11 protein-coding genes are annotated in these 11,464 nt (G+C 71.9%); 3 read left to right on the top strand and 8 right to left on the bottom strand.

Annotated features, from left to right (window positions below):
• Positions 1-39: 39 nt before the first annotated feature.
• From KZI27_RS17440 to infC, 7 genes are all read right to left on the bottom strand, one after another.
• Positions 40-1,137 (bottom strand): N-acetyl-gamma-glutamyl-phosphate reductase, encoded by a 1,098-nt coding sequence (locus KZI27_RS17440; RefSeq protein WP_222658604.1) that lies wholly within the window; start codon positions 1,135-1,137, stop codon positions 40-42.
• 78 nt (positions 1,138-1,215) lie between these two features.
• Positions 1,216-3,708 (bottom strand): phenylalanine--tRNA ligase subunit beta, encoded by a 2,493-nt coding sequence (gene pheT, locus KZI27_RS17445; RefSeq protein ID WP_222658605.1) that lies wholly within the window; start codon positions 3,706-3,708, stop codon positions 1,216-1,218.
• Complete coding sequence (pheS, locus tag KZI27_RS17450; RefSeq protein WP_111086283.1) at positions 3,708-4,748, bottom strand: phenylalanine--tRNA ligase subunit alpha; 1,041 nt, start codon at positions 4,746-4,748, stop codon at positions 3,708-3,710. Before pheS ends, pheT begins: the two co-directional genes overlap by 1 nt.
• A gap of 67 nt (positions 4,749-4,815) precedes the next feature.
• The gene (locus tag KZI27_RS17455; RefSeq protein ID WP_222658606.1) at positions 4,816-5,679 is read right to left on the bottom strand and encodes a TrmH family RNA methyltransferase; all 864 of its coding nucleotides are present in this window, start codon (positions 5,677-5,679) and stop codon (positions 4,816-4,818) included.
• 65 nt (positions 5,680-5,744) lie between these two features.
• Positions 5,745-6,128: a 50S ribosomal protein L20 gene (gene rplT, locus KZI27_RS17460; RefSeq protein ID WP_111086285.1), complete on the bottom strand. Its 384-nt coding sequence runs from the start codon at positions 6,126-6,128 to the stop codon at positions 5,745-5,747.
• A gap of 27 nt (positions 6,129-6,155) precedes the next feature.
• Positions 6,156-6,350, bottom strand: a complete 195-nt coding sequence (rpmI, locus tag KZI27_RS17465) for a 50S ribosomal protein L35 (protein ID WP_111086286.1) — start codon at positions 6,348-6,350, stop codon at positions 6,156-6,158.
• A 60-nt stretch (positions 6,351-6,410) separates the two neighbouring features.
• Entirely contained in the window at positions 6,411-7,091 is a 681-nt protein-coding gene (gene infC, locus KZI27_RS17470) for a translation initiation factor IF-3 (RefSeq protein ID WP_222658607.1), read from the bottom strand.
• Between the two features lie 288 nt (positions 7,092-7,379).
• Between infC and KZI27_RS17475 the strand changes: the two genes are divergently transcribed.
• On the top strand, positions 7,380-7,736 hold the full coding sequence (locus KZI27_RS17475) for a DUF1844 domain-containing protein (protein ID WP_173170823.1): 357 nt from the start codon (positions 7,380-7,382) through the stop codon (positions 7,734-7,736).
• A 103-nt stretch (positions 7,737-7,839) separates the two neighbouring features.
• On the opposite strand, the gene KZI27_RS17480 is transcribed toward KZI27_RS17475, so the two are convergent.
• A complete protein-coding gene (locus KZI27_RS17480) occupies positions 7,840-9,243 on the bottom strand; it encodes a phosphotransferase (protein WP_222658608.1) in 1,404 nt (467 codons plus the stop codon).
• Positions 9,244-9,384: 141 nt separating this feature from the next.
• On the opposite strand from KZI27_RS17480, the gene KZI27_RS17485 reads away from it, so the two are divergent.
• Together KZI27_RS17485 and KZI27_RS17490 are read left to right on the top strand one after the other, a co-directional pair.
• Positions 9,385-10,845, top strand: a complete 1,461-nt coding sequence (locus tag KZI27_RS17485; RefSeq protein ID WP_222658609.1) for a CHAD domain-containing protein — start codon at positions 9,385-9,387, stop codon at positions 10,843-10,845.
• A gap of 85 nt (positions 10,846-10,930) precedes the next feature.
• Positions 10,931-11,386 carry a MaoC/PaaZ C-terminal domain-containing protein gene (locus tag KZI27_RS17490; protein WP_222658610.1) on the top strand — a complete coding sequence of 152 codons (456 nt, stop codon included), beginning with the start codon at positions 10,931-10,933 and terminating at the stop codon, positions 11,384-11,386.
• Positions 11,387-11,464 lie beyond the last annotated feature (78 nt).

An 11,464-nucleotide genomic window follows, 5' to 3' on the forward strand; every position in this document is an offset into this window, starting at 1 on the left:
CCGTCCCGCCGGTGGCGGTCGGTCCGTTGCTTGCGTCGGTCACGGTGCGACTCCGTCCACGCTCAGGCCCAGGGTCTCCGGCAGACCGAGGGCGATGTTGGTCGACTGGACGGCGGCGCCCGCCGTGCCCTTCGCGAGGTTGTCGAGTGCCGTCACGGCGACGACGCGGCCCGCGGCCTCGTCGACGGCGATGCCGACGAGTGCGGTGTTCGCACCGATCGTGTCCGCGACCCGGGGGAACTCGCCCTCGGGCAGCAGGTGCACGAACGGCTCGTCGGCGTAGGCCTGCTCCCAGGCGAGTCGCACGTCGCGCGCGCTCACCCCGGGGGTGATCTTGGCGGTCGTCGTCGCGAGGATGCCGCGCGACATCGGGACGAGCACGGGCGTGAACGAGATGGTCACGTCGGCAGCACCCGCCACGACCAGGTTCTGCTGGATCTCCGGGACGTGCCGGTGCGTGCCGCCGACCGCGTAGGCGCTGGCGGAGCCCATGATCTCGGACGCCAGGTAGGTGGTCGCGAGCTTCTTGCCGGCACCGCTCGGGCCGACGCTCAGCACCGCGACGATGTCGTCCGACTCGACGAGTCCAGCCTGGATGCCCGGCTGGATGCCGAGCGTCACCGCGGTGACGTTGCACCCGGGGACGGCGATCCGCTTGGTGCCGATCAGGGCCGAGCGCTGCTTGCCCTGCGACGCGATGTCCTCGACCTCGCGCCACTCGTCGGCCGAGCCGGGGGCCGGGGCAGCGAGCAGGAGCTCGGGCAGGCCGTAGGTCCAGGCACCGTGGTACTCGCCGCCGTAGAACTGCTCCCAGGCCGCGGGGTCCGTCAGGCGGTGGTCCGCGCCGCAGTCCACGACGAGGGCCTCGTCACCGAGCTCCTCGGTGATCGCGCCGGACTGACCGTGCGGCAGCGCCAGGAACACGACGTCGTGCCCCCGGAGCGTCTCGGCCGTCGTCTTCTCGAGGGTCAGGTGTGACAGCGAGCGGAGGTGCGGCTGCGTCGCGATCAGCGGCTGTCCGGCGTTCGAGAACGCCGTCACCGTCCTGACGTCGAACTCGGGATGGACGGAGAGCACGCGCAGGAGCTCGCCACCCGCGTAGCCGGAGGCTCCCGCCACGGCGACGGATACGGACATGGGATTCCACCTTTGGTCGGACTGGTCGTCGAGAGAGTCGGAGGCGGCGACCCCGGGCGGTGCTGATCCCGTCGTGGGTCAGTCGCGCAGGGTCGCCCCGAATCGCTCGCCGGCACGTCGGACTGCGCCGTCGCGGGCCTCGGTGGCCTCGGCAGCGGTCAGCGTGCGGTCCGTGGCACGGAAGCGCAGGGCGAACGTCAGGGACTTCTGTCCCTCGTCCACGCCGGAGCCCCGGTAGTCATCCACGAGCCGAGCATACTCCAACAGGTCTCCGGCACCAGAGCGGACCGCATCCAACACGTCACCGGCCGGGACCCCGGCGTCGACGACCAGGGAGAGGTCCTGCGTCGCAGCGGGGTACGACACGATCGGCGCCACCGCGACGAGGTCGGGGGCCGCGGTCACCATGGCGTCGAGGTCGAGCTCGACCACGGCCACCACGCGGGGCAGCACCGCAGCAGCGGACAGCTCCGGCAGGAGTTCGCCGGCGACGCCCACGACGGTGTCGCCCACGAGCAGCGACGCCGCGCGGCCCGGGTGCAGCGACGGGTGGGTGGTCTGCGCGACGCGGAGTTCGACGCCGACGGCCCACGCGACCTGTCGCGCCGCGTCGATCGCGTCGGCGATGCCGTACGGCTCGGCGGCGACGCCCGCCTGCTTGACGACGCGGTTGCCGGTGAGCAGTGCGGACACGTGGAACGGCTGTGCGGGCAGGGACGCGTCGAGTGCCTGGAGGGTCGCACGGTCGGGCAGCGCGGCTCCGGCCGGGACCTCGTCGGTACCGAGCGTCACGCCCGTCGCCGGCAGGAACACCCGCGAGGTCTCGTAGAGCGCGACGTCGAGCAGGCCGCGCGAGACGTTCCGGCGGGCGGCGTCGACGAGGGCCGGTACACCACTGCGCCGGAGCAGGTTCTGCTCACTGTCGAGGGCGTTCGCGAGCACGACGCTCGGGCCGCCGTCCGGGTCGATCCCCGGGTAGGCGTCCTGGGTCGCCGCGGAGACGAACGGTGCCGTCACCGCTTCGACCAGGCCCGCCGCCGCGAGGGCCGCGGAGACCCGACGTCGCGCCTGCTGGTGCGGGGTGAGTCCGCGTCCGGGCGGGGCGACGGGCAGCACGCTCGGGATGCGGTCGTACCCGACGATCCGCGCGACCTCCTCGACCAACGTGGTGTCGTCGGTGAGGTCGGGGCGCCAGGTCGGCGGCGTGACGGCGAGCTGCTCACCGTCGGCCTGCACCGTGGCGCCGATCGCGCGGAGGGTGTCGACGACCTCGGTGTCGGTGTAGTCCACACCGATGAGCTCGGCCGGACGCGTGGTCCGCATGGTGACCGTCGCGCGGGGCTCGGTGTCGACGAGGGTCGATCCGAGGGCGTCGGCCGTCCCACCCGCCAGCTCGACGAGGAGCTCGACGGCGCGGTTCGCCGCGGCCTCGGCCACGAGCGGGTCGACGCCGCGCTCGAAGCGACGGGAGGCCTCGCTCGGCAGCTTGTGGCGGCGAGCGGTCCGCGCGATCGAGACCTGGTCGAAGCCGGCTGCCTCGATCAGGACGTCGGTCGTGCTCGCCGAGATCTCGGTGCGGGCACCGCCCATCACGCCGGCGAGCCCGACGGGACCGTCGTCGTCGGTGATGACGAGGTCCTCGGGGTCGAGCTTCCGCACGGCGCCGTCGAGGGTCTCGAGCGTCTCGCCCGCAGCGGCACGACGGACGCCCAGGCCACCGCGCACGGTCGACAGGTCGTAGCCGTGCAGCGGCTGGCCGAGCTCGAACATGACGTAGTTCGTGATGTCGACTGGCAGCGAGATCGCGCGGACGCCCGCCAGAGCGAGACGCGACACCATCCAGGCCGGTGTTTTCGCCGTGGGGTCGATGCCACGGACGACGCGGGTGACGAACGTGCTCGCGCCGACGCGACCCCGGATCGGGGCCTGGTCGTCGATCGTCACCGAGAAGCCCTCGGCCGTGCGGGAGGCGACGCGGTCGGCGGGGTCGTGGAAGCTCGCCCCGGTGGCGTGGGCGTACTCGCGCGCGACACCGCGCATGCTGAGCACGTACCCGCGGTCCGGCGTGACGTTGATCTCGACCGCGGCGTCGTCGAGGCCGAGGAGCGCGATGGCGTCCTCACCCACGGTCGGCTCCATGCCGAGGTCCGCGAAGCGCAGGATGCCCTCGTGCTCGTCGCCGAGACCGAGCTCACGTGCCGAGGCGATCATGCCGTCGGAGACGTGGCCGTAGGTCTTGCGGGCCGCGATCGGGAACGGGCCGGGCAGCACGGCACCGGGCAGCGTGACGACGACGAGGTCGCCCACGTCGAAGTTGTGCGCGCCGCAGACGATGCCGCGGGGCTCGGGCTCGCCGACGTCCACCTGGCACCAGTTGATGGTCTTGCCGTTCTTCTGCGGCTCGGGGACGCGTTCGAGTACCCGGCCGACCACGACGGGGCCGGTCAGGTCGAAGGTGTGGACGTCCTCTTCCTCGAAGCCGACCGACACGAGCGCCGCGTGGACGTGCTCGAGGGTGACGTCCTCGGGGAGGTCGACGGACTCGCCGAGCCAACGGAGTGGGACGCGCATCAGACCACCGTTCCGAACTGCTGCGAGAAGCGGATGTCGCCCTCGAGGAAGTCACGCATGTCGTTCAGGCCGTTGCGGAACTGCAGCGTCCGCTCGATGCCCATGCCGAAGGCGAAGCCCTGGTACTCGTCCGGGTCGATCCCGGCGGCACGCAGGACGTTGGGGTTGACCATGCCGCAGCCACCCCACTCGACCCACCGCGCGCCGCCCTTGGCGTTCGGCTGCCAGACGTCCATCTCGGCGCTGGGCTCGGTGAACGGGAAGTAGTTCGGGCGCAGGCGGATCTGGGCCTCGGCGCCGAAGACCTGGCGGGCGAAGTGCTCGAGCGTGCCGCGCAGGTGCGCCATCGTCAGGCCCTTGTCGATCGCGATGCCCTCGACCTGGGTGAAGACCGGCAGGTGCGTGGCGTCGAGCTCGTCGGCGCGGTACACACGGCCCGGGGCGATGACGTAGAGCGGGAGGTCGCGGGACAGCAGCGACCGCACCTGCACCGGCGACGTGTGGGTACGCATGACGAGGTGCCGGTCGACGGGCTCGACGAAGATCGTGTCCGCCATGGCCCGGGCCGGGTGGTCCTGGTCGAAGTTCAGCGCGTCGAAGTTGAACCACTCGTGCTCGAGCTCGGGGCCTTCTGCCACTTCCCACCCCATGCCGACGAAGATGTCCGCGACGGCTTCGTTGAGGAGCGAGAGCGGGTGGCGCGAGCCGGTCGGGCGGTGCGTCGGCAACGCGGTGACGTCGACGCGCTCGGCCTCGAGCCGCGCGCGCTCCTCCGCCACGGCGAGGACCGACTCCTGCTCCGCGATCGCCGCGTTCAGCCGGCCGCGGGCCTGGCCGACGAGCTTGCCGGCGGCGGCCTTCTGCTCCGGCGGCACACTGCGCATCGACGCGTTCATCCGAGCCAGCGGCGACTGCTCACCGGTGTGCTCGGCCCTGGCCTGCTTCAGTTCGGCGACCGTCGTCGTGGCGCGGACGGCGGCGAGTGCTGCGTCCACGGCGTCGGCGACGGCCGATTCGCTGATCTCGAGAGGTTCTGACACGAGACCCAAGCCTACCGGCCGACGGGATACCACCCGCCTGCACCGGTCGGACTGTGGAGAGGAGGGGTCAGCTCCGGAGCGCGAACGCCGACTCGTACAGGCAGACCGAGGCAGCCGTCGCCAGGTTCATCGACTCCGCCTGGCCGTAGATCGGCACCTTCACCGCGCGGTCGACGAGCGCGAGGTCCTCGGTGGTGAGCCCGCGGGCCTCGTTGCCGAACACCCACGCGGTCGGGCCGTCGAGCATGCCCTCGGCCCGGACCACCGGCAGATCGTCGCCCGACACGTCGGCCGCGAGCACCGTGTACCCGAGCGCCTTCGCCCGCGCGATCGTGTCGGCCAGAGTCACGCCCACCGACACCGGCACGTGGAACAGCGAGCCCGTGGTCGAACGGACGACCTTCGGGTTGTACGGGTCCACCGACCGCCCGGTGAGGACCACCGCGTCGGCGCCGGCGGAGTCGGCGGCGCGGATGATCGTGCCGGCGTTCCCCGGGTCCCGCACCTCTTCGAGGATGGCGACCAGCCCCGGCAACGTGGCCGGATCGTCGGCGTCCCCACGGGCCTCCAGGTCGACGGCAGCAGCTGCGTCACCGACGCGACGGTCGGGGAAGACGTCCTTCACCGACGTCGGGAACTGCTGGCAGACGGCGACGACACCCTGCGGCGTCACGGTGTCCGCCATCGCGTCGAGCACCTGCTCCGTCACGAACCAGGTGTCGACCGGCGCGTCGTCGAGCCCGTAGCGGGCTGCGGCCGTCGGCGTCACGTAGAGCTCGCGCAGGAGCTCCGGGGCGTACTCGAGTGCTTCACGCACCGCCTGCGGCCCTTCCAGCAGGAACAAGCCCGTTTCGGCACGGACGTCCTTCTTCGACAGGGCCGCGACGGCCTTCACGCGTCCGGCACGGGGGTTCTCGAGGAGATCGCTCACGACCCAAGTCTAGGAACGACGAAACCCCCGCCGTGCGGCGGGGGTTTCGCGAGCAGAAGAACTGACTACGCAGCCTTCGGGGCCGAGGTGTCGGCCGGGAGGGCCTTCTTCGCGGTCTCGACGAGCGCGGTGAAGGTCTCGGGGTTGTTCACCGCGAGGTCGGCGAGGATGCGACGGTCGACCTCGACACCGGCCAGACCCAGACCCTGGATCAGACGGTTGTAGGTGAGGCCGTTCGCGCGGGACGCAGCGTTGATGCGCTGGATCCACAGGCGACGGAACTCGCCCTTCTTCGCGTGACGGTCGCGGTACGCGTAGACGAGGGAGTGGGTGACCTGCTCCTTGGCCTTGCGGTACAGACGCGAACGCTGGCCGCGGTAGCCCTCGGCGCGCTCGAGGATGACGCGGCGCTTCTTGGCGGCGTTGACCGCTCTCTTTACTCGTGCCATTGCACTATTCCTTTACGATCCGGGGGCTCAGTGGCCGAGGAGCTTCTTGACGTTCTTCGCGTCTGCCTTGGAGAGGACCTGGTCCTCGTTCAGGCGGGCCTTGCGCTTGGAGCTCTTGACCTCGAGGTTGTGACGCATACCGGCCTGCTGCTTCATGACCTTGCCGGTACCGGTGATCTTGAAGCGCTTCTTCGACCCGGAGTGGGTCTTCTGCTTGGGCATGGTGGTGCCTTTCCGTGGGATGGATGGGGGCCGCGTCGTTGCGGGGTCGGTCGGGGTGACCTACTCGGCGGGGCTGTCGCTGTCGGCAGGCACGGAGGCCTGCTCGGGTGCGGCGGCCGGCGCCTCGGCCGGCTGGTCCTTCGCTGCGTGCTCGGACGCACGACGCTCGGCCTTCTGTGCAGCGCGCTTCGCGTTCTGCTCGCCCTTGACGTCGGACTTGTTCTTGAGGGGGGCGATGATCATCGTCATGTTGCGGCCGTCCTGGGTCGGACGGGACTCGACGACGCCGAACTCGGCGATCTCCTCCGCGAACTTGTGGAGGAGACGGACACCCTGCTCCGGACGCGACTGCTCGCGGCCACGGAAGAGGATCATCGCCTTCACCTTGTCGCCACCGAGGAGGAACCCCTCGGCGCGCTTGCGCTTCGTCTCGTAGTCGTGCACGTCGATCTTCAGGCGGAAACGGACCTCTTTCAGGTCCGTGTTCACCTGGTTGCGACGGGCTTCCTTGGCCTTCTGAGCGGCCTCGTACTTGAACTTGCCGTAGTCCATGATCTTGGCCACGGGCGGCTTCGAGTTCGGCGCGACCTCGACCAGATCCAGTTCGGCTTCCTGCGCGAGGCGCAGTGCCATGGCGATCGGGACAACGCCGACCTGCTCACCCTGCGGGCCGACGAGTCGGACTTCGGGAACGCGGATTCGGTCGTTGGTACGGGGATCGGTGATGCGGAGCTCCTTCAATCAGGTGGTGGTCGTCCGGGACGTATGCCCTGGACGACAGCACGAGAGAGGAGATCTGACGCACGGATCGGAACCCGTTCGGCAGCCGCCCTGCGTCGGATCCGTGGACCCGACCGACGTGTGCACCCAGTTGCGGTGCACACGCGGAGCGGTGGTGACCCGGTAGCCTGGTGGAACGCGGCCGCGGGTGGGAGAGACTCCTCTTTCGTGACACCGTCCGAGCGATCCAGGAGAACCTGGTGGCACACGGACAGCATCTGCCGCGAGCGAGTCTAGCAGAGGAGCACCGTGACCGACACCCCGATCGACGACGACGGCAGCGGCATCGACGCCGCCAGGGACATCTCGGAGGTGCCGGCCGTCGAACTCATCAACACCGTGGCCGTGCACCTGCTCAGCGCGGCGGCCGTGAAGGTCGGCCTGGCAGACGACCCGCAGGAGCAGACCGACCTCGACGAGGCGCGCAAGCTCATCACCGCGCTGGCCGGCCTGGTCACCGCCGCGGCGACCGAGATCGGCGACCACCACGCCCGTCCGCTGCGCGACGGCCTGCGTTCGGTGCAGCTCGCGTTCCGCGAGGCGTCGGCGATCCCGGACGCGCCGGGCGCCGGCCCGGGCGAGAAGTACACCGGCCCCGTCAACTGACGGCTGGCAGCTGACGCGCGACGGGCCCTGTTCGTCAGGGCGTCGGACGGGAGGCCCGTGGCGGGATCGCCACGGGCCTCCCGTCCGTCTCGGGGCGCGTGGGTCAGGACGCGCCGCGGCCCACCAGGCGCGTGACGGCCGCGAGCGGTATGCCGACCCAGTCGGGTCGGTTCCGGGTCTCGTAGACGACCTCGTAGACGGCCTTGTCGAGCTCGAACGCGTCGAGCAGCTCGCGGTGGGCGCTGAGGTCCGCGCCGGTCCCCCGCTGGTAGCCGTCGAGGAAGCGCACCCGGGCCTCGTCCGCCCACGCTGCGGCGTCGACCGGATCCGCGTCGTGCGCCAACGCTCCGGCGACGTAGTCGAACGACCGGAGCATGCCGGCGACGTCACGGAGGGTGACGTCCGGCAACGAACGTTCGGCCAGGGGACGGAGCGGCTCCCCCTCGAAGTCGAGGAAGACCCAGCCGCGCGGCTCGGGGGCGGCGAGCACCTGGCCGAGGTGCAGGTCGCCGTGGATGCGCTGCAGGTCCGGCCAAGGCGTCGCCGTGGCGCGGGCGTAGACCGCTCGGATCGCGTCCGCGTGCTCGGCGACGGCCGGGGCCTCGCGCGCGGCCGTGTCGAGCCGCTCGTGCATCGTCGCGACCGCTGCGTCTCGTCGGGCCTCGTCGGCGGGTTCGGACGGCAGCGCCTCGGCGAGGGTGCGGTGGACGTCGGCCAGCGCCGCACCGAGCTGCTCGGCCCGGTCACCGAAGGGTGTGCCGGCGTGTGCTTCCTCGAGCGCCACGCGCCAGGCGTCCTCGAGGCCCGGGAGGAACTCCTGCGCGAACGCGAGGTGGCCGGTCGCCGTGCCGCTGCCCTGCCCGACGTCGGGCCAGCTGCTCCGCAACGCGCCGTAGACCAGGGGGACGCGTGCACTGCCGGCGGCGGACAACGCGAGCTGCGTCGTGACGTCGGGGTTGTCGCCGTGGTGCAGGACGCGGAACACCTTGATGATGACCCGGGCGCCGGACTCGGTGTCGCAGATGACCGAGGTGTTGGACTGCTCGCCGGTCAGGACGCGCGCACCGGTGACCCGGCCGATGGGGCGCAGGCTCTGCGGGTCGGCGTCGATGCGTGCGGCGAGCGCCGTGATCCACGCGTGGTCGGCGGTGGCGTCGGCGATGGTGCCGTCGGGGCCGCTGGTCACGGGTGACTGGTAGAGGACCGGAGCCGCAGGTGCTGCGGGGGCTTCGTCGAGGACGAGTCGGGTGCCGTCGGCGGTGGAGAGGGTGCGGAGGCGCGGCACGGACCCCTTCGAGGCGTACCACCGGCGGTCGGCGATCCAGGACTCGAGGTCGTGGTCGCTGGGGGCGGTGTGGCTCGGGGGTGCTGCGGTGTGGCTCGGGGGTGCGGTGTCGCGGGTGTCGGGTGCGGTGTCGCGGGTGTCGGGTGCGGTGTCGCGGGTGTCGGGTGCGGTGTCGCGGGTGTCGGGTGCGGTGTCGCTGGGGTGGCGGGCTCCGTCGCTCATGCAGCGGACCGTACGCGCCGAGTGCTGGCGAGGTGCCGAGTCCGTTCCTCATCCCTGCACAGCTCGCGGTTCTGGGCCACCCGTCCACAGAACGCGCCCGCGCTCGGACCGCACGGGCGCCGGCGGACGACACTTGCGGACATGCCGAGCCAGCACCCCGCCCCCGACACCGCCCGCACCGATCCCCGCCGGAGCTGGCGGATCCCCGACGACCGCCGACTGCCCGCGCTCGAGCCCCTCGCGTCGGCCGTCGAACGGCACGAGGCCGTGGCGCTCCGCGAGACCCTCTGGGACACCGAGGAGCGCGTGCTCGCGGGCGAAGGGGTGACGCTCACCCGTGCCCACGACGGTTCGTGGAGCCTCGACCGCGGCAAGGGTCCAGAGCCGCTGGGCCCGGACCTCGACTTCCCCGACGACGAGCAGCCCCCGCGCGATGCGGTCGAGGTGTTCCTGCGTGGGCGAGCGGTGGGGACGGTCCGCCTCCGGGACACCACGACGACCCTCGTCACCCTGCGGGGGAAGGATGGTCGGGTCCGGGCCGAGATCGCCGACGTCCGGGTGGACGAAGGCGACCCGGACACCACCGTGCTGCGGTCCGCGCGGTGGTGGGCGCTGTCGGACGACGGGCGGGACGGCGCCACCGCACGGGCGGCGGAGCGGGCTCTGGACGACGCGGCCACCGAGCCACCGTCGACCGCGGCGGTCGCGGTCCCGCCGACTCCCGTGCTCGCTCCGGAGCGGCGCGGCAACCGGGCGAAGCGACCACGTTCGGGCACCGCCGCGGCATTCGTGCTGCGGGTGCTCGAGTCGCTGCGCGCCGACCTCGTCGCGGTCGACCCGCGGGTCCGTGCCGACGGCCACGAGTCCATGCACGACTTCCGGAAGGTGGTCCGTCGGCTGCGGAGCGTGCTCGCGGCGTACCGCGGAGCGCTCGACCGCGACGCGACCGAAGCGCTGCGGGCGGCCCTCGCCCAGGTCGGACGGGTTGCCGGTGCCGCCCGCGACGCCGAGGTCCTGCACGGCGGGCTGTTCCGGTCGGCAGCACGGGCTCCCGACGGGTTCGTCGACGCGCCGACGCTGGACCGGATCGGCGAGCGTGCGGCGGCACTCCGGAGCGCGGCCGCAGCGGAACTCCGCCAGGTCCTGCGTTCCGACGACTGGTTCCGCGCGCTCGATGCGCTGGACCAGATCCTGCTCCGCGCCCCGGCCGGACCGCACGCCCAGGACGACGCTGCCTCCTTCGTCGCGAAGCGCGTCGACCGCGAGCGCGCCCGGGTCCGGCGCCTGATCGACGGCGGATCGGACGACCTCGACGCCCTGCACGAGATCCGGAAGGCGGCACGGCGCCTGCGGTACGCGCTGCAGGCAGCCGGTGACGTCGCCGACCTGGGGAAGCGGCGGCTCGGTCGGCTGCGGCGGGTGCAGGAGACCCTCGGCGAGGCCCTCGACGCCGCCCACGCGGCAGCCGCCTACCGTCGGCTGTCCGGTCCCGCTGCTCGGGACGGCGCCGACACCTTCGGGTACGGGGCGCTGGCGACGGCCGAGCACGCCGTGCTCGAGCGGGGGCTGCGACGTTCGCGGAAGGTGCTCGCCCGACTGTGAGCGCGGCCGGGCGTGAGGCTCGTCGCGCTGCTCGGCGCGCTGCTCGGCGGGCTGCTCGGCGGGCTGCTCTGCGAGAATCGCAGGCGTGCCCCACTACCTCGAGGACCTCGCCGCCGGACAGACCTTCACGACCCCGGGTCGCACGATCACCGAGGCGGACGTCGTGTCCTTCGCCTCGTGGACGAACGACAACAACCAGGTGCACACCGACGTGGAGTTCGCCGGCAAGACCCGGTACGGGCAGCGGATCGTGCACGGGCTGCTCGGCACCTCGCTCTGCCTGGGGCTGATCGCACGGACCGGGGTGTTCGAGGGGTCGGCCGTCGCACTGCTCGGGATCGACCAGTGGCGGTTCACCGAACCGGTGTTCATCGGGGACACCGTGACCTGCGAGGTCGAGATCCTGTCGACACGCCTGACGAGCTCCGGGACGACCGGCATCGTCGAGCGGACGGTCTCGCTGCGGAACCAGCGCGGCGACGTCGTGCAGCAGGGACGCATGGACGTGATGGTCCTGACGCGCGACGCCGCGATCGCCTGACGCCGCCCCGGGCACCCACCGGTTCCTCCGGGCGGCAATCGTCGCGACGCTCTTTACAACGATGTACCGGAGCGGGAG

It is taken from the genome of Curtobacterium sp. TC1 (assembly GCF_019844075.1).
GTDB lineage: Bacteria > Actinomycetota > Actinomycetes > Actinomycetales > Microbacteriaceae > Curtobacterium.